The following is a 23,403-nucleotide window of genomic DNA, read 5'->3' as shown; positions in this document are numbered from 1 at the left end:
ATTCCTCCGCCGCGCCTTCGCCGTGCATGAGCCGCTCGCGCAATGCGCCGATGCGCCGGCCCTCGCGGATCAAGCGCACATACCAGGCGCTATCCGCCGTGTCGCCGTACAGGCAGGCGCCCACCAGCTTGTCGTCGCGGATCACCAGTTTCTTGTAGACGCCGCCAGGCGTATCGGCCAGCGTGATCGACTCGGTCTGTTGCCCTCCGGCGAAATCGCCGGCGGAAAACAGGTCGATGCCGGTGACCTTGAGCCGGGTCGACGTCACGCTGCCTTCGTAGCGGCCAATGCCGTGCAGCGCCAGATGGTTGGCCGCCACCTTCGCCTGCTCATACAAGGGCGCGACCAACCCATAGGCGGTGCCGCGATGGCTCACGCACTCACCCACCGCGTAAATGCGCGGGTCATAGGTCTGCAAGGTGTCGCTGACCACCACGCCGCGGTTCACATGCAGCCCGCAACGTTCGGCCAGTTCCGTGTTGGGTCTGACGCCCACCGCCATCACCACCAGGTCCGCCGGAATTTCTGCGCCGTCCGCGAAGCGCAGCGCACGCACCCGCCCGTCGGCCCCGCCCAGGATCTCGCGGGTCTGGCGCCCCAGCAGGAACTTCAGGCCGCGCGCCTCCAGGCCGCGGCGCAGCATGGCCGCGGCGCCGCCGTCCAGCTGCCTGTCCAGCAGCGCTTCCCCCAGATGCACCACGGCCACGTCCATGCCGCGCGCGGCCAGGCCGTTGGCGGCCTCCAGGCCCAGCAGGCCGCCTCCTATCACCACTGCGTGCCGGTAGCGCGAGGACGCCTCTATCATCCGGTTCACGTCGCCGATATCGCGAAAGGCGACGACGCCGTCCAGATCACTACCGGGCACCGGCAGAATGAACGGATTCGAGCCCGTGGCCAGCAACAGCCGGTCATAGGGCGTCTCTGACCCATCGTCCGCCAGCACGGTACGACGGGCGCGGTTGACGCCCACGACCTTGCGGTTCAACAACAGGCGGATGCCGTGGCGGACGTACCAGTCCTCATCGTTGAGCACGATATCCCGCAAGCTCTGTTCGCCGGTCAGCACCGGCGACAGCAGGATGCGGTTGTAGTTGGGATGCGGCTCGGCGCCGAATACCGTGATCTCGTACAGGTCGGGCGTCAGCTTCAGCAGCTCTTCCAGCGTGCGTATGCCCGCCATGCCGTTGCCGACCACCACCAGCTTCTGCTTCGCATCCATGGCGGTCCCTACGCGGCGGCGCGCGACGCCCCGGCCTCGGCCAGCGGCTGCGGGTCCGCATCCAGCGCCGCGTTGGCCTGGAGCGCCGCCTGCGAGCGCTCGGGATTGCCATGGCGGCGATGCAGAAAGTCGACCACCGCGGCCCGGCACGCCAGATAGGCCGCGTCATTGGCCAGCCGTACGCGGTCGCGCGGACGGGACAAAGGCACTGGCAGGATTTCGCCGATGGTCGCGGCCGGGCCGTTGGTCAGCATCACGATACGGTCGGACAACAGTACGGCTTCGTCGACGTCGTGCGTGACCATGACGGTGGTGGTGTGCGTCTTGGCGACGATCTTCAGCAATTCGTCCTGCAGGTGCGCACGGGTCAGCGCGTCGAGCGCGCCAAAGGGCTCGTCCATCAGCAGCACGCCCGGTTCGATCGCCAGCGCACGCGCGATGCCGACGCGCTGCTTCATGCCGCCGGAAATCTCGCGCGGCAGCTTGTTCTGCGCTGGCAGCAGGCCCACCAGGTCCAGCGCCGCGCGTGTGCGCTCGACCAGCTGCGGGCGCTTCTCCTTGGCGCCGAACACCCGCTCCACCGCCAGGTACACGTTCTGGAAGCAGCTCAGCCAGGGCAGCAGCGAATGGTTCTGGAACACCACGGCGCGGTCCGGGCCGGGGCCCGTGATCTCGCGCTCCGCGCACAGCAGCACGCCGCTGGTGGGGCGGGTCAGGCCGGCGATGAGATTGAGCAAGGTCGATTTGCCGCAACCGGAATGGCCGATCAGCGTGATGAACTCGCCCTGCTCCACGGTCAGGTCGATGTCGCGCAGTGCCACGAAAGCGCCCTTGCGGGTGTTGAACGTCTGGCCCACGCGCTCGATGCGTACGTATTTCTTCATGGCGCTATTCCTCGGTATAGGTGTAGCGGCGGGCCAGGGCGACCAGCAGGGTTTCCAGCAACAGCCCGACGATGCCGATCACGAAAATGGCGATGACGATGTGCTCCACCTTCAGGTTGTTCCATTCGTCCCAAAGCCAGAAGCCGATGCCCGTGCCGCCGGTCAACATTTCCGCCGCCACGATCACCAGCCACGCGGTGCCGATCGACAGGCGCACGCCGGTCAGCATGTAGGGCAGCACGGCGGGCAGCAGCACCTTGGTGGTCACCTTCCATTCGGACAGGTTCAGCACCCGCGCCACGTTCAGGTAATCCTGCGGCACGCGCGCCACGCCGACCGCGGTGTTGATGATCATCGGCCAGATCGAACAGATGAAGATGGCCCAGATGGCGGCCGGGTTGGCCGCCTTGAACAGCAGCAGCCCCAGAGGCAGCCAGGCCAGCGGCGACACCGGCCGCAGCAGGCTGACGATGGGCGAGAACATTGCCCGCACCGCCGCATAGCGGCCGATGGCGAAACCCGCGGGGATGCCGACCAGCGCGGCCAGGCCGAAGCCCACCGCCACGCGCTGCAACGATGCCAGCAGGTTCCAGCCTATGCCTTTGTCATTGGGGCCGTTGTCGTAGAACGGATCGGAAAACAGCTCGACGGCGGCGCGCCAGGTCACGCCTGGCGTGGGAATCTCCGGTATCCGCATCGCCACCACCTGCCACACCAGCACAAACAGTGCGAAGCCCGCCACGGGCCCCACCACGGCCCGCAACGCGGATTCCAGGCGCTCGCGCCAGAGGGCGAGGAGTTCATCGCCGCGGCTCATACTCGTTGCGTCAGACATTGCATGCCCCTTTCGTATCGGCGCTCAGGCCTTGACCTTGAATCCGTCGGCGTAGGCGGCAGGGTTGCTGCCGTCCCAGACCACGCCGTCGATGAGTTTCGAAGTCCGCATCTCGCTGGCCGGCAACGCCGCGCCAGCGGCCTGCGCGGCCTGCTTGTAGAGGTCTATCCGGTTGATCTGTTTCGCCATCGCCAGATAATCGGGATGCTCCTTCAGCAACCCCCAGCGCTTGTGCTGCGTCAGGAACCACATGCCGTCGCTCAGGTACGGGAAATTGGCGGCGCCGTCGGCGTAGAAGCGCATGGCGTGCTCGTCCGTCCAGCTTTTCCCCAGCCCATCGTCATAGCGGCCCAGCATGCGATCGACGATGCCGCTCGCGTCCGTGTTGACATAGGACTTGGCCGCGATGGTCTCCGCGGTTTTCTGGCGGTTGGCGGGCGAGGCGTCGATCCATTTGCTGGCCTCCAGGATGGCGGCCGTGACTGCGCGCGCGGTGTTCGGGTGGCGCGACACGAAGTCCGCGCTCGTGCCCAGCACCTTTTCGGGATGGTCGGTCCAGATGCCCTGCGAAGTGACGGCGGTGTAGCCGATCTTGTCCAGGATGGCGCGCGCCCCCCAGGGTTCGCCCACGCAGTAGCCGTCCATGTTGCCCACGCGCATGTTGGCGACCATCTGCGGCGGCGGCACGGTGATGACCTTGGCGTCCTTCATGGGATGGATGCCGTAGGTCGCCAGCCAGTAGTAAAGCCACATCGCGTGCGTGCCGGTGGGAAAGGTCTGCGCAAACGTGTACTCGCGCTTGTCGGACGCCATCAGCTTGGCCAGCGATTCGCCGTCGCGCACACCCGCCGCCAGCAGCTTGTTCGACAGCGTGATGGCCTGGCCGTTCTGGTTCAGGCTCATCAGCACGGCCATGTCCTTCTTCGGCCCGCCTATGCCCAGGTGCACGCCGTAGACCAGGCCGTACAGCACGTGGGCCATGTCCAGCTCGCCGTTCATGAGCTTGTCGCGCACGGCAGCCCAGGACGCTTCCTTGGACGGCGTGATCGTCACGCCGTGCTTCTTGTCCAGGCCCAGCACCGAAGCCATCACGACCGAGGCGCAGTCGGTCAGCGGAATGAAGCCGATCTTGACCTCGGTCTTCTCGGGCGCGTCGGTGCCGGCGGCCCAGGCGCCGGCACGCACCAGCGGATCGACCAGCGACAGCAGGCTGGCGCCGGCCACCGCGCGCGCCGTGCCGCAAAGCCATTTACGGCGTGCGGCGTTGGCGCTGAGATCCCCGGCCGCGGCGGCTTCTGTGGAGGGGCTACGGGTCGATGGCGTCATGCATGGCTCCTGGCAAAAAAAAACGTCCCGCGCGCCCCGGATTCCCATCCGGTGGCGCTGCGGAACGTCGTTGTCCCTTGCCGCAGGTCGCGGCGCGTTGCGTCGGGCAACCTTCGTTGGCCGCCCGATTTCACTGAAGCAAACGCTGTGCCAGAAAGAAAAAAACATGGCCGGAAAGGCCGCCAGCCCGCGCCCCCGCTGACGCTGCCTCGCCAATCGGCGCGCACTCCGCGTTGACGGAAAACAGGGTGCGACCCAACTTGGTGCACCTCCGGCTGCGGCAGTGCACCATCCGCGTGCGGAGTGCGCTCCGCGGCTGTGCGCGACTGGCGGCCCGCGCGGCGCAACACGATGGCATGGAACTTGCATGACTGAAAGCATCAGGGGGAATCTCATGCTCAAGGTCATGCTGCTCAACGATGGCGAGGGACGCGCGGCGTCGCTGCGGCAAACGCTGGCCGCAGCCGGCGTACATGTCGTGGCCGAAATGGCGCCGGACATGGATCTGGCCGCCGCCATCGCCCAAGCTGCACCCGATGTGGTGTTGATAGACAGCGACGCCCCCGGCCGCGACACGCTGGAGAACGTATGCGTGGCCAGCGAACACAGCGACCGCCCGGTCGTGATGTTCACCGACAACGGCAATCGCGAAACCATACGCAGCGCCTTGCGCGCAGGCGTCGCGGCCTACGTGGTCGGCGACGTGCCTGCCGGACGCATCGAGCCGCTGCTGACGGTGGCGATCGAGCGCTTCGCCATGGAGAAGTCGCGGCGCGAAGAACTGCGCGAAGCGCAATTGCGCCTGGCCGACCGCCAATGGGTGGAAAAGGCCAAGGGCATCCTGATGAAGGCGCGGGCGATTTCCGAGGATGAGGCCCACGGCCTGTTGCGCCAGCGCGCCATGCAAAGCCAGAAGCGGCTGGGCGAAGTCGCGCGGGAGGTCGTGGAAATGAGCGCGTGGCTGGGCAAGGCCACTTAATAAGCTTTGGTTATATGGAACAAAGAAATCAAAAGTTGTGGGGATGAAGCCCCCTTCCTATGATCCAACGACACTATGCCGGGTACGCCCGAGGCTGGCATTCATGAAGCTTTTCCCGATTTTTGCCGATTTGAAAGACAGGCTGGTCCTGGTGGTGGGCGGCGGCGCCGTCGCCGAACGCAAGACGCTGTCCCTGCTGGAAGCCTCCGCCGACGTGCTGGTGGGAGCGCCGGAACTGACGCCCGCCCTGGCCGCGCTGGCCGCCGAAGGCCGCATCCGCCATTTGTCCGGCCGATTCGATCCCGCCTGGCTCGACGAAGTCTGGCTGGCGGTCGCCGCCACCGACGACCGCGAGACCAACGCCGCCGTCTCGGAGGCTGCCGGCGCCCGGCGCATCTTCAGCAACGTGGTGGACGATCCTGAGCTGTCGTCCTTCCAGGTGCCCTCCATCGTCGACCGCTCGCCCGTGATCGTCGCCATTTCCTCGTCCGGCGTGGCGCCGGTGCTGGCGCGGCGCATCCGGGAACGCATCGAATCGCTGTTCGACCATACCCTGGGCCAGTTGGCCGGACTGGCCGCGAACTACCGCAAGCGCATCCGCGCCAGCCATCCCGACCTGGGCGCGCGCCGCCGCTTCTACGACTGGCTGCTGGACGGCCCGGTGGCCGGCTTGCTGCGCCAGCAGCAGCCGGCCCAGGCCGAAGCCGCGTTGGCGGGGGCCTTGGCGACGCCGCGAACGCCCGACGCCGGCAGCGTAGTGCTGGTGGGCGCCGGCCCCGGCGACCCCGGCCTGCTGACGCTGAAGGCATTGCGCGCGCTGAACGAGGCCGACGTCATCCTGCACGACCGTCTGGTCAGCGCCGACGTCATGTCGCTGGCGCGCCGCGACGCCGAGCGCGTATCGGTCGGCAAGCTGCCCGGCGAAGACCATAACGCCACCCAGGCCCGCATCCACAGGCTGATGGTCGAGCACGCGCGCGCCGGCCGCCGCGTGGTGCGGCTCAAGGGCGGCGACGCCTTCATCTTCGGCCGGGGCGGAGAGGAACTGGAATACCTGCGCGCGCACGGCGTGCGTTATGAAGTGGTGCCCGGCATCACCGCCGCGCTGGCCTGTGCGGCCTATGCCGGCATCCCGCTGACGCACCGGGAACACGCCCAGTCCGTCCGCCTGGTCACCGCGCATTGCCGCGAAGACGAGGACAACCTGGACTGGCCTGCCCTGGCCCGTGAAAAGCAAACCCTGGCTTTCTACATGGGCGTGGGGCAACTGGATCTGCTGACCGGCCGCCTGCTGGCCCACGGCCGTTCGCCCGACACGCCGTTCGCGCTGATCGAGAACGGCAGCCGGCCCGAGCAACGCGTGCTCTCGGGCACGCTGGAACAACTGCCGGCCCTGGCCGCCGAACACGCGATCCGCTCACCCGCGCTCTTGATCGTGGGCGAAGTGGCGGGATTGGCTTCGCAATTGCAGTGGTTCGGCCAGCACCTGGACGGACGCCTGGAGCGTCTGGCAGCCTGAGGGGCCGGGGGCCCAATGCAAAACGCCAGCCTGCCGGCTGGCGTTTTTGTTCGTGGCCGTACCCCGGCCGCTATTCCGTCTTCTGCGTGGTGCCGAAGATGCGGTCGCCGGCGTCGCCCAGGCCAGGCATGATGTAGCCGTGTTCATTCAGGCCGTCGTCGATGGACGCGGTGTAGATGTGCACGTCGGGGTGCTTGGCCAGCACGGTATCGATGCCCACGGGCGCGGCGACCAGCACCAGGGCGCGGATTTCCTTGCAGCCCGCGCGCTTGAGCAGGTCAATCGCGGCGACCATCGAGCCGCCGGTGGCCAGCATCGGGTCGACGATCAGCGCCAGGCGCTGGTCCAGTTCGCCCACCAGGCGTTCCAGGTAGGTATGCGCTTCCAGCGTTTCTTCATTGCGGGCCACGCCCACCACGCTGACCTTGGCGCCCGGAATCAGGCTGAGCACGCCGTCCAGCATGCCGATGCCGGCGCGCAGGATGGGCACCACGGTGACCTTCTTGCCTGCGATCTTTTCGACTTGCACCGAACCGCACCAACCTTCGACGGTGGCCGGCGCCAGCGGCAGGTCCTTGGACGCTTCATAAGTGAGCAGCGCGCCCACTTCCTGGGACAGCTCACGGAAGCTCTTGGTGCTGAGGTCGGCGCGGCGCATGATCCCGAGCTTGTGGCGGATCAGCGGATGGCGGATTTCGTGCACGGGCATGTGCGTAACTCTCCAGAGTATTGATAGACAGGGTATTCGCCTCAGGCGGAACCATGACGGCGCGGCGCGCTTTGCATCGCCCAGCCGTCGAGCCACATTTGAGGATCGTAATCGGTTTGGAAGGGAATTGTTATTGACCGCCCGCAGGATGATCCGAAGATACTCGCCGGCGAGGCGGAGGCATGTTTATTGTTCAGTGAGCCAGGCGATCAGGGCGTCGTCGAAGGCCCGCACGGCGCCCGCCTGTTCATGGTTGACGATGCTGACCACCACATAGCGCTTGCCGCTGGCGCCCAGCACGTAGCCCGCGATGGAACGCACGTCGCGCAGCGAGCCTGTCTTCAGGTGGGCCATGCCCGCCGTGCCGTCGCCCTTGAGGCGACGACGTACCGTGCCGTCCACTCCCGCGATCGCAAAGGATGAAATGTACTCGGGCATGACCGGCGAGTTCCAGGCCACGGTCAGCATCGACGCCAGGCTGTCGGCCGACACCCGCGCGTCGCGCGACAGGCCGGCGCCGTTGTCGATGACCAGCTCGGGCATGTCCAGGCCCTGCCTGGCCAGCAGCCCCTTGGCCACGGCTTCGCTGCTGGAGACCGTGGCGGGCCGGCGGCCGCGCTCGGCGCCCAAGGTCAGCAGCAAGGTGCGCGCCATGACGTTGTTGCTGCGCTTGTTGATCTGGCGGATCGCCTCGGCCAGCGTGGGCGAATCATGCGAGGCCAGCACCACCGCGTCGGGCGGCACCATGCCGGAACGGACCTGGCCCTTGAAAGTGCCGCCCAGCTCCTTCCAGAGCATGCGGAACACTTCGGTGGCGTACTCGGGCTGGGACAGCGCCAGGCGATACAGGCTGAATTCGCCGCAGGAGCCGGCCACCTTGCCGTTCACGCGGATGGTCACGCCCTGCTGGGTGATCACCGGCTCGGTCGTCACCACCGGGGGGCCCGGGCAACGGGCATCGCTCCATTCGACGCGGCCCTCGATCTTCAGGCCCGGCAGCGGCGGATCGATCAGTGGCACCCATTTATTGGCGGCGGGGTCCGGCGTGAAGAGCAGCCGCATCGCGCCAAAACCCACCATCAGGGCGTCCGGACTGGCGTTGTAGGCCCGGTCCGGGGCGCCGTCGAAGGCGCCCGGGTCGGTCGCGACCTGGCCGAAGATGCTGCGGTCGATGACCAGGTCATTGATCTGCTTGACGCCGCGCAGGCGCAGTTCGCGCAGCAGCACCCACAGGTCCTGCAGCAGGAATTGCGGATCGCCGCCAGCCCGCAGGTACAGCGGGCCGCTCAGCACACCCTTGGCGTCGGGACGCGCGCCCGGCGCCGTCATGAATTCGGTGCGCCAGACGTAGTTGGGCCCCAGCTCGGACAACGCGGCCCAGGTCGTGACCAGCTTCATCACCGAGGCGGGATTGCGCGACTCCTTGGCGTTCAGCGCCACCAGGCGCGGTCCGCCCACCTCCTGCACCACCAGGGACAGGGAACTGTCGGGCAGCTTGCTGGCTTTCCAGGCGTTCACCACGTTGGGCGGCAGGCCGGGCACCTGCGCCCAGGCCGCGCCCGCCACCGCGGCCAGCAGCCCGCCGGCCAGCCATCGCTTCAGCCCGCCCATACGCTTATACGCTTGTCCCGTCATGCCACGCCCACCCGGTTGCTCGTCCTGCAAAACCGAGAGCATACAAAACCTGGACGGGTTGCGGCGCGGAGGCCGTTTCCCCGCCGGGCCGCCCCAAGGGGAAACGCCCCCCTCGGGGGGCAGCAAGCACGCATAACGGGCGCGGCGTGGGGGCCTTCTACTTTTATTTCTGCAGCCTCCACTTGCCGGAAGCCACGGTCGCCATCACCAGCGCCCGCTCGTCCAGCCCGTTGTGGTCGGTGGGACTCATGTTGACCACGCCGGTCGCGGTGGGCAGGTTCTTGACGTTCTCCAGCGCATCGCGCAGCGCCGCCCTGAATTCGGGCGTGCCGGGCTTCGCGGTCTTCAGTGCCACCGGGATGGCCTGCTGCAGCAAGAGGCCGACGTCCCAGGTATAGGCGGCGAACAGGGACACGCTGCCCGCGCCGTTGGCCGCTTCATACTTCTTGGCGAAGGCCTGGGCGGCGGACTTGACGGGGTTGGTATCCGGCAGCAGGTCGGCCACCATCACCGGTCCCACCGGCACCCAGGCGCCCTCGCAGGCATCGCCGCAGACCCGCAGGAAGTCGTTGTTGGCCACGCCGTGGTTGAAATAGATCTTGCCCTTGTAGCCGCGTTCGCGCAGCGCCCGCGCCGGCATCGCGGCGGGCGTGCCGGAGGCGCCGACCACCACGGCGTCAGGCGCCGCGCCGATCACCTTCAGGGTCTGGGCCACGGCGGACGTGTCGGTGGGCGCGAAGGCTTCCTTGCCCACCACCTCGATGCCATGCTTCTTGGCCGCCTTCTCGATTTCCACCCAGAAGGTTTCGCCCAGCGCGTTGTTGAAACCGATGAAGGCCAGCTTCTTCACGCCGTTGGCCGCCGCATGCCGCGCGATGCCCTCGGCCATCAGCGAATCGGAGTGCGGAGTCTTGAACACCCAGCGGCGCTTGTCGTCCATGGGCTCGATCAGCCGCGCCGACGAGGCCAGCGTAATCACCGGCGTGGCGCCGCTGGCCACGGTGTCCAGCATGGCCATGGTGTTGGGCGTGGTGGTGGACCCGACGATCAGGTCCACCTTGTTCTCCGAGATCAGCTTGTGGGAATTGCTGACGGCGCGAGTGGTGTCGGAAGCGTCGTCCAGCACCACGTACTCGACCTTGACGCCCCCGATCTCGGTGGGCAGCAGGCTGATCGTGTTGCGTTCGGGGATGCCCAGCGAGGCCTGGGGACCGGTGGTGGACAGGGTGGCGCCGATTTTCACCTGGGCCAGCGCGGGCGCGGCGCCCGCTGCCAGCAGGGCGGCCAGCGCGGCGGCCATGAGGGTACGACGAGGGGTCATGCGGAGTCTCCTTGGATACGCGGATGTCTTATGCTTTGCGCCGATCCGCTACGGCGTGGAACTCTGTTTATACGGCGGGGAACCCGGCTGGCGGGCGCCTCGGTGGCCCGCTGCGGGTTTGTCCGCACGGCCTCGCAGCGCGGCGCGGCTGCGTTCTTGCTGGTCTCCACGTTGCCAGTGACTGGCAAGCGCTGTATTTTTTAGTGATACACGTATTCTAATAAGAGACAAACTCATGTCAACAGATAGCAGCACGGGGATCCAATCAGCCGAAATCGCCCTGGACGTGCTGACGCGGCTGGCCGAATTGGGCGGCGCCCTGTCCGTGTCCGAGCTCGGCCGCAGCCTGGACATGCCGCGCGCCAAGGTGCACCGTTACCTGGTGTCGCTGGAGCGGCGCGGCTATGTGGAGCAGGATGCGGCCAGCGCCCGCTACCGGCTGGGCCCGCAGGCGCTGCACACCGGACTGGCGGCGCTGGCCGAAGTGGATTTCGTGAAGCTGGCGGCCGGCAGCCTGGACGGCCTGAGCGCCGCCATCGGCCAGACCGTGTTCATCTCGGTCTGGGGCCAGCACGGTCCCACCATCGTGCAATGGCGCGACGCGCGGCTGCCGGTGACCGTCAACGTGCGGGTGGGCTCGGTGCTGCCGCTGCTCAACAGCGCCACCGGCCGGGTCTTCGCCGCGTGGCTGCCCGAAGCCCTGGCCCTGCCGCGGGCGCTGTCCGAATGGGAGGCGCTGCAGGCGCATGATCCCGAGGCCGCCCGCAAGCTGGATGCGACTGAACCGCCCGCCGATCTCGCCGCCGCGCTGCGCCGCCAGTGGCAGGCGACCCGCAAGCGAGGCTACGCCAGCGTCAGCGGTCACCTGCTGCACGGCATCAATTCGGCCTCGGTGCCGGTGCTGGATGCCCAGGGTCATCTGGCCGGCGCCATCACCAGCCTGGGACTGCACGGGGGATTCGACCTGTCGGCCGACGGCGAACCTGTGCGGGCGCTGACGGCGGCGGCCGCGGATTGCTCGCGCCGGCTGGGCTGGAGCCCGGCGCGCTGAACCCAGCCGGGAGGCCCATCCGTCCCCAGGACCGGCAGCCCGATCTTGCGGGCGCTTTACAATACAGGGTTGCCCCGGGCCTGCCTGGCCCGTTTCCGCCCTCTTTTTGCCGCCCTTGCCGGACGGATAGCCGCGTGTCCCAGCCCCTCACCGTCGCCGATTTCAATTACGAACTGCCGCCCGAGCTCATCGCCCAGGCGCCCGCCGCCGAACGCACCGGCAGCCGCCTGCTGCACCTGGACGGCGCGGGCCAGCTGCACGACCGGCAGTTCGCCGACCTGGCCTCGCTGCTGCGTCCGCAAGACCTGCTTATCTTCAACGACACCCGCGTCATCAAGGCGCGGCTGAACGGCCACAAGATCACTGGCGGCAAGATCGAGGTGCTGGTCGAACGCATCACCGAACCCGACCGCGTCCTGGCCCATGTGCGCGCCAGCAAGTCGCCCGGTCCGGGCATGGTGCTGCGCCTGGCCGACGCCTTCGAAGCCACCGTGCTGGGCCGCGAAGGCGAACTCTTCGACATCCGCTTCCCAGGCCCCGTGCTGGACCTGCTGGACGCGCACGGCGCCACCCCGCTGCCGCCCTACATCACGCACGAAGCCGACACCGGCGACGACGAGCGCTACCAAACGGTCTACGCCCGCGAGCCCGGCGCCGTGGCCGCGCCCACCGCCGGCCTGCATTTCGACCAACCCACGCTGGACCGCCTGGCCGCGATGGGCGTGGAACGCGCCTTCGTCACGCTGCACGTGGGCGCGGGCACCTTCCAGCCGGTGCGCGTGGACAACCTGGCCGACCACGTCATGCACGCCGAATGGTTCACCGTGCCGCAAGCCACGGTCGACGCGATCGCCGCCGCCCGCAGCCGCGGCGGCCGGGTCATCGCCGTCGGCACCACCAGCGTACGCGCCCTGGAATCCGCCGCCGCCCAGACCGAAGGGCGCACCGCCCCCGGCCTGCCGCTGGCCACCGCCCAGGGCGATACCCGCCTCTTCATCACCCCCGGTTACCGGTACCGCGTCATCGACGCCCTGGTCACCAACTTCCACCTGCCCCAGTCGACCCTGCTGATGCTGGTGTCGGCGCTGGCCGGCGTAGAACCGATACGCCGCGCCTACGCCCACGCCGTTGCCGAGCGCTACCGCTTCTTCAGCTATGGCGACGCCATGTTTATCGAGTCCCCCGCCCCATGACCGGACTGAATTTCGAACTGCTCGCCACCGACGGCGGCGCCCGCCGCGGCCGCATCACGCTGAACCACGGCGTGGTCGAGACGCCCATCTTCATGCCTGTGGGCACCTATGGCAGCGTCAAGGCCATGATGCCGCACGAACTGAAAGAGATCGGCTCGCAGATCGTGCTGGGCAACACCTTCCACCTGTGGCTGCGCCCGGGCACGGAAATCATGGAAAAGCATGGCGGCCTGCATGGCTTCATGCAGTGGGACAAGCCCATCCTGACCGACTCCGGCGGCTTCCAGGTGTTCAGCCTGCAAGGCATGCGCAAGATCACCGAGGAAGGCGTCAAGTTCGCGTCCCCGATCGACGGCGCGCGGCTGTTCCTGACGCCGGAAGAATCCATGCGCATCCAGCGCTCGCTGAATTCCGACATCGTCATGGTGTTCGACGAGTGCACGCCCTATGAAATCGACGGCCGCCCCGCCACCGTCGAAGAGGCCGCCCGCTCCATGCGCATGTCGCTGCGCTGGGCGCGCCGCTCACGCGAGGAGTTCGACCGCCTGCAGAACCCCAACGCCCTGTTCGGCATCGTCCAGGGCGGCATGTACGAAGCCCTGCGCGACGAATCCCTGGCCGGGCTGCAGGAGATCGGCTTCCACGGGTACGCCATCGGCGGCCTGTCGGTCGGCGAGCCCAAGGAAGACATGATGCGCATCCTGGCGCATGTCACGCCCAAGCTGCCGGCCCAGGCGCCGCGCTACCTGATGGGCGTAGGCACGCCGGAAGACCTGGTCGAAGGCGTGAGCCGCGGCGTCGACATGTTCGACTGCGTCATGCCGACCCGCAACGCCCGCAATGGCTGGTTGTTCACGCGCTTTGGCGACGTCAAGATCCGCAACGCCAAGTACCGCGACGACACCCGACCGCTGGACCCCAGCTGCAGCTGCCATACCTGCGCGAATTTCTCGCGGGCCTACCTGCACCACCTGCAGCGCGCCAACGAAATCACCGGCGCGCGCCTGAACACCCTGCACAACCTGCATTTCTATCTGACCATCATGAAGGAAATGCGCGAAGCCATCGCCGAAGGCCGCTTCGACGCCTGGCGCGCGCAGTTCGCGGCAGACCGCGCGCGGGGGGTGGATTAGAATTTCAGGACCTATATACAATAGTCGGCTTGCCCTATCCATGGCTCGCGCGGGGATGGGCGCAGAAAAACACTAGATACAAACACCCAAACAGACTAAACGCAGGAGAATTCAATGTCCGTTATCGATACCGCCAGCCTCGTCGTGGCTCAGGCCGCCGCCCCCGAGGGTAACGCGCTGATGGGCATGCTGCCCATCATCCTGATGTTCGTGATCCTCTACTTCCTGATGATCCGTCCCCAGATGAAGCGCCAGAAGGAACACCGCAACCTGATCGCCGCCCTGGCCAAGGGCGACGAAGTGGTCACCGCCGGCGGCATGCTCGGCAAGGTCACCAAGGTCAACGACAGCTACGTCACCGTCGAAGTCTCCGAACTGGCCGACAAGCCGGTCGAAGTGATCATGCAGAAGTCCTCGGTCTCGACCGTGCTGCCCAAGGGAACCATCAAGGCCCTGTAAGCGTCCCACAGGAGCCCCCATCGGGCTCCTGTTGCTTGATGGCCCTGTCGCCGCCCGCCGCGCTTGCCGCCCGGGCGGCCCTTTCATCACTTTTACATGAAGTAGCCGGCAATGAACCGCTATCCCCTTTGGAAGTACATTACGGTCCTGGTCGCGGTCATCATCGGCCTGCTGTACACGCTTCCCAACTTCTACGGCGAATCCCCGGCCGTCCAGGTTTCCAGCGCCAAGGCCACGATCAAGGTCGATCCCGCCATGCTGAGCCGGGTCGAACAGATCCTGACCGACGCCAAGATCCCCAATGAAGGGGTCTATTACGAACAGAACGGCACGCTCGGCACCGTGCGCGCCCGCTTCACGTCGACCGACCTGCAGCTGCAGGCGCGCGACCTGATCGACAAATCCCTCAACACCGTCGCCGGCGACCCCCACTACACGGTCGCGCTGAACCTGCTGCCCGCTTCGCCCGCCTGGATGCGCGCGCTGGGCTGGTTCGCGCCCAAGCCGATGTACCTGGGCCTGGACCTGCGCGGCGGCGTGCACTTCCTGCTGCAAGTGGACATGCAGGGCGCCCTGACCGCCCGCTACGACTCCCTGGCCGCCGACGTGCGCTCCGTGCTGCGCGACCAGAAGGTCAACGTGGCCGGCGTCGAACGCTCGGGCATGGCCATTGCCGCCACCTTCGCCAATACGGATGACCGCGACCGCGCCATTTCCACGCTGCGCAGCCGCCTGCCCGACCTGGAATTCACCGAGCGCATGGAAAACGGCAAGCCGCTGCTGATGGCTGCGCTGAACCCGGCCGCCGTCACCCGCGTGCAGGATTCCGCGCTCAAGCAGAACATCAACACGCTGCACAACCGGATCAACGAACTGGGCGTGGCCGAACCGGTCATCCAGCAGCAAGGCGCCGACCGCATCGTGGTACAGCTGCCCGGCGTGCAGGACGTGGCCAAGGCCAAGGAACTGCTGGGCCGCACCGCCACGCTGGAAATCCGCATGGTCGACGACTCCCCCGCCGCGCAGGCCGCGCTGCTGGGCGGCAGCGTGCCTTTCGGCCTTGAACGCTACAACGACCGCGACGGCCGTCCCATCCTGGTCCGCCGCCAGGTCATCCTGACCGGTGAAAACCTGCAGGACGCTCAGCCCGGCCGCGACTCGCAGACCCAGCAGGCCGCCGTCCACCTGACCCTGGACTCCAAGGGCGCCCGCATTTTCCGCGACGTCACCCGCGACAACATCGGCAAGCGCATGGCCATCCTGTTGTTCGAAAACGGCAAGGGCGAAGTGGTCACGGCCCCGGTCATCCGCGGCGAAATCGCCGGCGGCCAGGTGCAGATCTCGGGCAGCATGAGCTCCGAAGAGGCCGCCGACACCGCGCTGCTGCTGCGCGCCGGCGCCCTGGCTGCGCCCATGTCCATCATCGAGGAACGCACCATCGGCCCGAGCCTGGGCGCGGACAACATCGCCAAGGGCTTCTACTCGACGCTGTACGGCTTCCTGGCCATCGCTGCCTTCATCATCCTGTACTACCACCTGTTCGGCGTGTTCTCCACGATCGGCCTGACCATGAACGTGCTGCTGCTGCTGGCGCTGCTGTCCATGCTGCAGGCCACGCTGACCCTGCCGGGCATCGCGGCAATCGCGCTGACGCTGGGCATGGCCATCGACTCGAACGTGCTGATCAACGAGCGGATACGCGAGGAACTGCGCGCAGGCGCAAGTCCGCAGCAAGCCATCCATCACGGCTTCGAACGCGCCTGGGGCACCATTCTCGACTCGAACCTCACCACGCTGATCGTGGGCCTGGCGCTGCTGGCCTTCGGTTCCGGCCCGATCCGGGGCTTCGCCGTGGTGCACGTGCTGGGCATCCTGACCTCGATGTTCTCGTCGGTGGTGGGTGTGCGCGCGCTGGCCAACCTCTGGTACGGCCGCAAGAAGAAGCTCACGTCGATCTCCATCGGTGAAGTCTGGAAACCGAAGACCAACTGAACATGAGCGCGGGCGGCCCGGCCGCCCGCCACAGATAAAGCCTAAGGCGAAAAATGGAATTTTTCCGTATTCACCGCACCATCCCGTTCATGCGCCACGCGCTGGTGCTGAACATCATCAGCCTCGTCACATTCCTGGCGGCTGTTTTCTTCATCGTCACGCGCGGCTTCCACCTGTCGATCGAATTCACCGGCGGCACGGTCATGGAAGTCAACTACGCCCAGACGGCGCAGCTTGAAAACGTGCGCGGCGTGGTCTCCAAGCTGGGCTACACCGACTTCCAGGTGCAGAACTTCGGCACCTCGCACGACGTCATGATCCGCCTGCCGTTGCAGGAAGGCCAGACCTCGGCCACGCAGAGCGAAACCGTCATGGCCGCGCTGAAGACCGCCGACTCCGGCGTCGAACTGCGCCGCGTCGAGTTCGTGGGCCCGCAGGTGGGCCAGGAGCTGCTGCACAACGGCCTGATGGCCCTGCTGGTCGTGGTCATCGGCATCATGGTCTACCTGGGCTTCCGCTTCGAATGGAAGTTCGCCGTCGCCGGCGTGATCGCCAACCTGCACGACGTGGTGATCATCCTGGGCTTCTTCGCCTTCTTCCAGTGGGAATTTTCGCTGTCGGTGCTGGCGGGCGTGCTGGCGGTGCTGGGCTACTCCGTGAACGAATCCGTGGTCATCATGGACCGGATCCGCGAGAACTTCCGCAAATACCGCAAGGCGGACGTGCACGAAGTCATCAACAGCGCCATCACGCAGACCATCTCCCGGACCATCATCACCCACGGTTCCACGCAGATGATGGTGCTGGCCATGCTGTTCTTCGGCGGCCCCACCCTGCACTACTTCGCCATGGCCCTGACCATCGGCATCTGGTTCGGCATCTACTCGTCGGTGTTCGTGGCCGCGGCCCTGGCCATGTGGCTGGGCGTCAAGCGCGAAGACCTGGTCAAGCCGGTCAAGAAGGAAGGCGAGGAAGGCGAAGCCGCCTGATCCGTTTCCGCTTGAAGACAAACCCGCCGCAATCACGGCGGGTTTTTTATTTCACGATGACATCCACACCGTCCTCCGCTGCACTTTGCTCAAACCCGATATAGCAGGTTTATCAATCACTTAGGCGAGTTCAGCATATGACGGTGCTTTCTCAACCCTGACCCGGTTCTCTCTCTGGTGGCCCCTGGCTGGCTCTTGGAATCCGGGTCTTTCCGAGGAGTCATCGTGGCCAAGATCAAATTGACCAAGAGCGCGGTGGATGCCGCGCAAGCCCAGGCGCAGGCCGTCGAGTTGCGCGATACGCTGGTGCCCGGTTTCTTGTGCAAGGTTACCCCAGCCGGGCGCAAGGTGTTCATGCTCCAGTACCGCACCAACGCGGGCGAGCGCCGCAAACCGGCCCTGGGGCAGTATGGCGAACTGACCGTCGAGCAGGCCCGTTCGCTCGCGCAGGAGTGGCTGGCCCAGGTTCGCCGGGGTGGCGACCCCGCCGCCGACAAGGCGGCCGCTCGCAAGGCCCCCACGGTCAGCGAACTGTGCAAGAAGTTCATGGAGGACTACTCCAAGCTGCGCAACAAGCCCAGCACGCAGCGGGGCTACCTGGGGAACATCAACCGCAACATCATCCCGATGTTGGGCCGCATCAAGGTGCAGGACGTCAAACGCGCGGATATCGCGGCCATGATGAAGAAAATGGCCTATAAGCCCGCCGAGGCCAATCGCACGTTCGGCGTCATGCACAAGATGTTCAACATGGCCGAAGTCTGGGGCTACCGGCCCGACGGCACCAATCCGTGCCGCCATGTGCCGATGTACCCCAATGGCAAATCCACCCACCTCATCAGCGACGAGGACATGGGCAAGCTGTTCCGGCACCTGGCGACCATCGAGGCCGAAGGGCTGGAGAACTACGTCATTCCCCTGGCGATCCGTTTGCAGTTCGAGTTTGCCGCCCGCCGCTCGGAAATCATTACCCTGCAATGGGATTGGGTCGATCTGGAAAACCGCCGCGTGGTCTGGCCTGACAGCAAAACGGGCGGTATGTCCAAACCCATGAGCGAGGAGGCGTACCGGCTGCTTTCGACCCCGCCCAGGCGGGAAGGTTGTCCCTACGTCCTGCCGTCGCCCATGCACGAAGGCCAGCATCTGACCGAGGGCGAATACTACGGTGGCTGGTGCCGGGCGTTGAAGGCCGCTGGTGCCGTTCACGTGGGCACCCACGGCATTCGGCATCGCTCCGCGACCGACATTGCCAATTCGGGCATTCCGATCAAGGTGGGCATGGCGTTGACGGCGCACAAGACCGTGGCGATGTTCATGCGCTACGTGCATACCGAAGATGATCCGGTTCGCCAGGCCGCCGAGGTCGTGGCTTTGCGGCGCAAATCGGTGGTTCAGGGCAAATCTCCCCGTTACCACGAAGACCGGGCGGCGACCGGCTGATGACTATTGCTGAACCCGGGTTTGCCTTGATTTCCCTGGGTTTGGCCAGTTATCCCCAGAATCGGCGTTCTCTTATAACTAAGTTAAGAATTTAAGTTAATAAGTTACGGAGGATGCCGACCCGCATGAATACTGGCTCTGCGGCCGATTTTGTTGCCTGATAGCACGATAGTTCGTTGCCTGACAGCACGATACCGGAGTTGCCTGATAGCACGAGTCTATTCACAGTATATCCACAGGGTTATGCACAGGCCGTGTGGACAGCTTTCCGATCCAGTCCGATCCCTTGATATGGGCAGACAGGCCGCATCCCCAGGCAATTTTCAGCAGAAATTCCCGCTCAATCCCACCGGCTGCGCCCTGGCGCGCTGAGGCGGGTTGTGTGTCGGCGTGTGCGCCGCGACCCTGGCAGGTAGTCCTGCAACCGGAGTCCAGGGCGGCTCAGACTTGCGCCGTCACGCCTCATGGCGCACCCCGATCACGCCAACCGCCTGCCCGCGCCACAGCCGTCGCGACGACCGCCGTCTGCGCCTATCGGCATCGCGTCGATGGTGGTGGAACCAACGCGTGTGCCGGCAGCCGCAGCACCGTCCGAGCGCATGCAACTGGCGCTGTTTCGGGCACTGCCCAGCGACATGGCTCCGCGCGATGCGCAGGACCTGATGGCGTATCCCTTTTTCTCGCTCTCCAAATCCCGGCGCACCGCACCCATCGACTTTCGCAGTGGCGATGTCTCGGTCAACGTCGAAGGTACGCACAAGTACGGCATCGCGACCATCTGGGATGCGGACATTTTGATCTGGGCGGCGTCACAGATCGTTGCCGCCCGCGATGCAGGCCTATCTCCCTCGCGCCTGATCCAGGGCACGCCTTACGAGATTCTGCGTTTCATCGGGCGCGGTGTCTCGCAGCGTGACTATCAGCGGCTGAAAGCCGCGCTCGATCGCCTGCAATCGACGACCATCGAAACATCCCTCCGCTGTGCAACGGGCGGGCGATTACAACGCTTTTCGTGGATCAGCGAATGGCATGCCGTCAGCGATGCGCGCGGCATCCCGCAAGGCATCGAGTTAATCCTGCCCGAGTGGTTTTATGCGGGCGTACTCGACGCCGGTCTGGTGCTCACGATTGACCCAGCATACTTCCGGCTCAGCGGCGGCATCGAGCGCTGGCTATACCGCGTGATACGCAAGCACGGCGGTCATCAGCCCGACGGCTGGCGGTTCACGTTCGCGCAGCTTTATCGCAAATCGGGCAGCATCGCTCGCTACTATGATTTTGCAGCCGATCTGCGCGTCCTGGTCGCTAAGCAATCCCTGCCCGGCTACGTGCTTGGCATCGAGTTTGCAACCAGCATCGGCGCGGATGTGTTGACCTTTCGGCCAGTCTAAACATCACATGGCCAGCTGCATCCGTGGCTAAATCCGATTGTACGCAGGGGTGGCAGATAGAGTTATGTACCGTGCGCATACTCTGTTGCCGAGCTACATCAAAACCCGTCACCTCCAACCGTCACGCTACGGCACCGCCATTGCACAGCGTTGCGCATGGGTTCCGCCGTGCTTTATGCACGCGGGCGTGCATAAAGCACGACGGCCTGGTTGCACGAATCCGTGCAATGTCCGATGCAATGCCGCTGCACCGGGCGATGCCATCCCCCATGTCCAACTCGTGCCAGGCTATGTTCCGTCCACCATCAGCGCCCGAGGGCGCTGCGCCGCCAACTGCGTGCCGTCAGGCACAAGGCGGCGGAAGACAAGATAAAAGGTCGCGGCACGTCGCCGCGAGGAAAGCGGGTCTGCACATGGGGTTGGTGCGGCACGCTCAAACCGGGGCATCGTGCTGCGAGGGCACGAAATGCCGCGTGGGCATTGACGAAAGTGCGTGCCTGCCACGGGCAGCAAGCTGTTCGGGGCGGAAGCCAAGCATTCCATGGCCAGCTCTATATTTACATGCTAGATTGCGTCTTTGCGATTTAATACGACTTTGTGCCGCCACTTCATTGGCGCTGGAGCAGCCGTGACCGAGCCTTGGGTATCCGTTGAACAGGTCGCCGAACACTTGGGCGTGACGCGCGATTCCATCTATCGCTGGATCGACCGCAAGAGCCTGCCTGCGCATCGCGTGGGGCGGCTGTGGAAGTTCCAGGTGTCGGAGGTGGACGAATGGGTGCGCGCCGGGGGTGCGGATGAAGGTGCCGCACAATACGAAAAATCAGCAACCTCGCGCCGCAGTTAAGAGGGGCCAATGGACAAATACCAGCTCAGCGAGCGCGACATCTGCACTAAGTTCATCACACCGGCTATTCAGCAGGCGGGGTGGCAACAGCACCAGTTCCGTGAAGAGGTGAGCCTCACCGATGGCCGCGTGATGGTGCGTGGCAAGCTGGCGTCTCGTATCAAGAATCCCGATGCCAAAGGTGGCCCCAAGCGGGCTGACTTCGTACTTTACGGCCGCCCCAACGTTCCCATTGCCGTCGTAGAAGCCAAACAAGCCAAGTTCTCGGTCGGCCACGGGATGCAACAGGCGCTGGCCTACGCCGAAATGCTCGATGCCCCATTCGCCATCAGCAGCAACGGCGATGGCTTTCTGCTGCATGACCGCACGGGTTTGACACAGCGCATTGAGCGCGAGCTCCCGCTCACCGAGTTTCCCACGCTGAACGACTTGTGGCCGCTGTACCAGCAGTGGAAAGGCTTGGCCGAAGCCTCCGCCGTAAAACTGGTTGAACAGCCGTTCTATTCCGATGGCAGTGGCAAAGAGCCGCGCTATTACCAGCGCGTCGCCATCAACCGCGCCATTGAAGCAATCGCCAAAGGGCAGCAGCGCGTACTTCTGGTCATGGCCACCGGCACTGGCAAAACCTACACCGCTTTCCAGATCATCTGGCGCTTATGGAAGGCCAAGGCTAAAAAACGCATCCTTTTCCTGGCCGACCGCAACATCCTTGTTGATCAGACCATGCAGCAAGATTTCGCGCCGTTCGGCGAAGTGATGCACAAGGTCACCAACCGAGAGGTGAAGAAGAATTACGAAATCTATCTGGCGCTCTATCAGGCAGTGACAGGTCGTGAGGAGTGGAAGCAGATCTACCGCCAGTTCCCTGCGGATTTTTTCGACTTGGTTGTGATCGACGAATGCCATCGAGGCAGTGCCGCCGATGATTCCGCCTGGCGCGATGTGCTCGACTATTTCAGCAGTGCTACGCACCTGGGCTTGACCGCTACGCCGAAGGAAACCAAGGACGTCAGCAACATCACCTATTTTGGCGATCCGGTCTATACCTACTCACTGAAGCAAGGCATTGAAGACGGCTTCCTCGCACCCTACAAGGTGATCCGCATCGCCACCGATGTCGATGCCGTGGGCTACACCCCAGAGAAGGGCAAGGTCGACAAGTTGGGCCAAACGGTGGAACAGCGCCAGTACAACACCAAGGATTTCGACCGCAATCTGGTGCTGGAAAAACGCACCAAGCTCGTCGCCAGCAAGGTATGGGAATACCTCAGGGCAACCGACCCAATGGCCAAAACCATCGTTTTTTGTGACGATCAGGATCACGCCGAACGCATGCGCCAAGAGTTGGTCAAGCTCATTCCAGCCGCTGCGAGCAACCGCCGCTATGTCATGCGCATCACAGGTGATGACAACGAAGGCAAGGCGCAGCTTTCCTACTTCATCGACAACGACGAACCCTATCCGGTCATCGCCACCACGTCCAAGCTGCTCACCACCGGCGTGGATGCAAAGACTTGCAAGCTCATTGTGCTAGACCAGAACATCAATTCGATGACCGAGTTCAAGCAGATCATCGGTCGTGGCACCCGTCTGCGTGAGGACTACCAGAAGCTGTACTTCACCATCATGGATTTCAAGGGTGCCACGCGCCTGTTCGCCGATCCTGACTTCGATGGCGAACCCGTGGTGATTTACGAGCCCAACCCTGACGAGCCTGTGGTACCGCCCGACACCGAGCTGCCAGAAGGCGCCAACCCGCCAGGCATTGGCGAACCCGAACCGCCACCTTATGGCTCGGACCCAACCGGTGGTGACGACACGCCATCTGGTGGCGATACGGGAGGTGGCGGAGGTGGTGGTGAAGGCCGCGTCAAATATGTGATCGACGACGTCAACGTGCGCGTGGCGGTAGAGCGCTCCCAGTATCTGGACGCCGACGGCAAACTCATCACTGAGGACTACCGCGTATTGCTGAAAGACGACATCAAGAAAGCGCTGCAGGCAGAATTCGGTAGCATGACCGACTTCCTGCGCCGCTGGAACAGTGCCGAACGCAAGCAGGCCGTCTTGGAAGAACTTGCAGATCACGGCGTGCCGCTCGAAATCCTGCAGCAGGCCGTGGCCAACGGCAGCGAACTAGATGTATTCGATCTGGTGGTCCACGTCGCTTTCGACCAAAAACCCCTCACCCGCCGCGAACGCGCCAACAACGTCAAAAAGCGTGATGTGTTCGGCAAATACGGCGAACAGGCCCGCGCCGTGCTCGATGCCCTGCTCGACAAATTCGCCGACCACGGCGTGCAAGACATCGAAGACGCCAAGGTGCTGGAGTTGCCGCCGTTTGACCAGTTCGGCAGCAAAACCCAGATCCGGCGTGGCATTTTCGGCAGCATCGAGCAATACACCCAAGCCGTGCAAGAACTTGAGCACGCGCTCTACGACCAGAACGAATTGAAACAAGCCTGATCGCGCCTCAGGCCA

The 23,403-nt window shown here is 65.1% G+C and carries 18 protein-coding genes and 1 pseudogene; 12 read left to right on the top strand and 7 right to left on the bottom strand.

From position 1 onward, the window contains the following. Window positions 1–16 precede the first annotated feature (16 nt). The 4 genes and pseudogenes from IB257_RS14460 to IB257_RS14445 form a co-directional block, all read right to left on the bottom strand. A pseudogene (locus IB257_RS14460) lies at window positions 17–1,219 on the bottom strand (NAD(P)/FAD-dependent oxidoreductase); the annotation flags it as partial. A gap of 8 nt (window positions 1,220–1,227) precedes the next feature. Next, a complete protein-coding gene (locus IB257_RS14455; protein ID WP_125473315.1) occupies window positions 1,228–2,103 on the bottom strand; it encodes an ABC transporter ATP-binding protein in 876 nt (291 codons plus the stop codon). 4 nt (window positions 2,104–2,107) lie between these two features. After that, a complete protein-coding gene (gene ntrB, locus IB257_RS14450) occupies window positions 2,108–2,938 on the bottom strand; it encodes a nitrate ABC transporter permease (RefSeq protein WP_054451543.1) in 831 nt (276 codons plus the stop codon). A 24-nt stretch (window positions 2,939–2,962) separates the two neighbouring features. Next, window positions 2,963–4,264: a CmpA/NrtA family ABC transporter substrate-binding protein gene (locus IB257_RS14445; RefSeq protein ID WP_175163578.1), complete on the bottom strand. Its 1,302-nt coding sequence runs from the start codon at window positions 4,262–4,264 to the stop codon at window positions 2,963–2,965. 367 nt (window positions 4,265–4,631) lie between these two features. Here IB257_RS14445 and IB257_RS14440 point away from each other — a divergent pair, with 367 nt between their 5' ends. Further along, window positions 4,632–5,243 (top strand): ANTAR domain-containing response regulator, encoded by a 612-nt coding sequence (locus IB257_RS14440; RefSeq protein WP_225588907.1) that lies wholly within the window; start codon window positions 4,632–4,634, stop codon window positions 5,241–5,243. Window positions 5,244–5,346: 103 nt separating this feature from the next. Beyond that, complete coding sequence (cysG, locus tag IB257_RS14435) at window positions 5,347–6,762, top strand: siroheme synthase CysG (protein WP_192492470.1); 1,416 nt, start codon at window positions 5,347–5,349, stop codon at window positions 6,760–6,762. 70 nt (window positions 6,763–6,832) lie between these two features. Here cysG and upp read toward each other — a convergent pair whose 3' ends face one another. From upp to IB257_RS14420, 3 genes are all read right to left on the bottom strand, one after another. Then, window positions 6,833–7,471: a uracil phosphoribosyltransferase gene (gene upp, locus IB257_RS14430; RefSeq protein WP_054451547.1), complete on the bottom strand. Its 639-nt coding sequence runs from the start codon at window positions 7,469–7,471 to the stop codon at window positions 6,833–6,835. Window positions 7,472–7,657: 186 nt separating this feature from the next. Further along, on the bottom strand, window positions 7,658–9,082 hold the full coding sequence (dacB, locus tag IB257_RS14425) for a D-alanyl-D-alanine carboxypeptidase/D-alanyl-D-alanine-endopeptidase (protein WP_370127277.1): 1,425 nt from the start codon (window positions 9,080–9,082) through the stop codon (window positions 7,658–7,660). A gap of 187 nt (window positions 9,083–9,269) precedes the next feature. Further along, window positions 9,270–10,427, bottom strand: a complete 1,158-nt coding sequence (locus tag IB257_RS14420; protein ID WP_192492469.1) for an ABC transporter substrate-binding protein — start codon at window positions 10,425–10,427, stop codon at window positions 9,270–9,272. Window positions 10,428–10,662: 235 nt separating this feature from the next. Between IB257_RS14420 and IB257_RS14415 the strand changes: the two genes are divergently transcribed. From IB257_RS14415 to hsdR, 10 genes are all read left to right on the top strand, one after another. Further along, a complete protein-coding gene (locus tag IB257_RS14415; RefSeq protein ID WP_054451550.1) occupies window positions 10,663–11,478 on the top strand; it encodes an IclR family transcriptional regulator in 816 nt (271 codons plus the stop codon). 134 nt (window positions 11,479–11,612) lie between these two features. Continuing rightward, complete coding sequence (gene queA / locus IB257_RS14410) at window positions 11,613–12,671, top strand: tRNA preQ1(34) S-adenosylmethionine ribosyltransferase-isomerase QueA (RefSeq protein ID WP_192492468.1); 1,059 nt, start codon at window positions 11,613–11,615, stop codon at window positions 12,669–12,671. Further along, the gene (tgt, locus tag IB257_RS14405) at window positions 12,668–13,804 is read left to right on the top strand and encodes a tRNA guanosine(34) transglycosylase Tgt (protein ID WP_054451552.1); all 1,137 of its coding nucleotides are present in this window, start codon (window positions 12,668–12,670) and stop codon (window positions 13,802–13,804) included. Before queA ends, tgt begins: the two co-directional genes overlap by 4 nt. Before the next feature lie 114 nt (window positions 13,805–13,918). Then, window positions 13,919–14,263, top strand: coding sequence for a preprotein translocase subunit YajC (gene yajC / locus IB257_RS14400; RefSeq protein ID WP_054451553.1), 345 nt, complete (start codon window positions 13,919–13,921; stop codon window positions 14,261–14,263). Between the two features lie 111 nt (window positions 14,264–14,374). Next, entirely contained in the window at window positions 14,375–16,255 is a 1,881-nt protein-coding gene (gene secD, locus IB257_RS14395) for a protein translocase subunit SecD (RefSeq protein WP_054451554.1), read from the top strand. A 53-nt stretch (window positions 16,256–16,308) separates the two neighbouring features. Next, window positions 16,309–17,244 carry a protein translocase subunit SecF gene (gene secF / locus IB257_RS14390; protein ID WP_054451555.1) on the top strand — a complete coding sequence of 312 codons (936 nt, stop codon included), beginning with the start codon at window positions 16,309–16,311 and terminating at the stop codon, window positions 17,242–17,244. Between the two features lie 225 nt (window positions 17,245–17,469). Then, window positions 17,470–18,684, top strand: coding sequence for a site-specific integrase (locus tag IB257_RS14385; RefSeq protein ID WP_192492467.1), 1,215 nt, complete (start codon window positions 17,470–17,472; stop codon window positions 18,682–18,684). Window positions 18,685–19,232: 548 nt separating this feature from the next. Next, a complete protein-coding gene (locus IB257_RS14380) occupies window positions 19,233–20,075 on the top strand; it encodes a replication initiator protein A (protein WP_192492552.1) in 843 nt (280 codons plus the stop codon). 628 nt (window positions 20,076–20,703) lie between these two features. Beyond that, on the top strand, window positions 20,704–20,922 hold the full coding sequence (locus tag IB257_RS14375) for a helix-turn-helix domain-containing protein (RefSeq protein WP_192492466.1): 219 nt from the start codon (window positions 20,704–20,706) through the stop codon (window positions 20,920–20,922). A 9-nt stretch (window positions 20,923–20,931) separates the two neighbouring features. Next, the gene (gene hsdR / locus IB257_RS14370; protein ID WP_192492465.1) at window positions 20,932–23,388 is read left to right on the top strand and encodes an EcoAI/FtnUII family type I restriction enzme subunit R; all 2,457 of its coding nucleotides are present in this window, start codon (window positions 20,932–20,934) and stop codon (window positions 23,386–23,388) included. Window positions 23,389–23,403 lie beyond the last annotated feature (15 nt).

The organism is Achromobacter sp. ACM03 (genome assembly GCF_014851665.1).
Lineage (GTDB): Bacteria > Pseudomonadota > Gammaproteobacteria > Burkholderiales > Burkholderiaceae_B > Achromobacter > Achromobacter aegrifaciens.
Note: the sequence above shows the minus strand (reverse complement) of the source record. Positions and strands in the feature narration are given on the sequence as shown.

Bases quoted from the DNA above. Each gene is read 5' to 3' on its own strand.
- dacB (WP_370127277.1), bottom strand. From the start codon at position 9,082: ATGGGCGGGCTGAAGCGATGGCTGGCCGGCGGGCTGCTGGCCGCGGTG.
- ntrB (WP_054451543.1), bottom strand. From the start codon at position 2,938: ATGTCTGACGCAACGAGTATGAGCCGCGGCGATGAACTCCTCGCCCTC.
- yajC (WP_054451553.1), top strand. From the start codon at position 13,919: ATGTCCGTTATCGATACCGCCAGCCTCGTCGTGGCTCAGGCCGCCGCC.
- IB257_RS14380 (WP_192492552.1), top strand. From the start codon at position 19,233: ATGGTGGTGGAACCAACGCGTGTGCCGGCAGCCGCAGCACCGTCCGAG.
- secD (WP_054451554.1), top strand. From the start codon at position 14,375: ATGAACCGCTATCCCCTTTGGAAGTACATTACGGTCCTGGTCGCGGTC.
- secF (WP_054451555.1), top strand. From the start codon at position 16,309: ATGGAATTTTTCCGTATTCACCGCACCATCCCGTTCATGCGCCACGCG.
- IB257_RS14420 (WP_192492469.1), bottom strand. From the start codon at position 10,427: ATGACCCCTCGTCGTACCCTCATGGCCGCCGCGCTGGCCGCCCTGCTG.
- IB257_RS14455 (WP_125473315.1), bottom strand. From the start codon at position 2,103: ATGAAGAAATACGTACGCATCGAGCGCGTGGGCCAGACGTTCAACACC.
- IB257_RS14415 (WP_054451550.1), top strand. From the start codon at position 10,663: ATGTCAACAGATAGCAGCACGGGGATCCAATCAGCCGAAATCGCCCTG.
- IB257_RS14440 (WP_225588907.1), top strand. From the start codon at position 4,632: ATGACTGAAAGCATCAGGGGGAATCTCATGCTCAAGGTCATGCTGCTC.
- upp (WP_054451547.1), bottom strand. From the start codon at position 7,471: ATGCCCGTGCACGAAATCCGCCATCCGCTGATCCGCCACAAGCTCGGG.
- hsdR (WP_192492465.1), top strand. From the start codon at position 20,932: ATGGACAAATACCAGCTCAGCGAGCGCGACATCTGCACTAAGTTCATC.
- IB257_RS14445 (WP_175163578.1), bottom strand. From the start codon at position 4,264: ATGACGCCATCGACCCGTAGCCCCTCCACAGAAGCCGCCGCGGCCGGG.
- tgt (WP_054451552.1), top strand. From the start codon at position 12,668: ATGACCGGACTGAATTTCGAACTGCTCGCCACCGACGGCGGCGCCCGC.
- cysG (WP_192492470.1), top strand. From the start codon at position 5,347: ATGAAGCTTTTCCCGATTTTTGCCGATTTGAAAGACAGGCTGGTCCTG.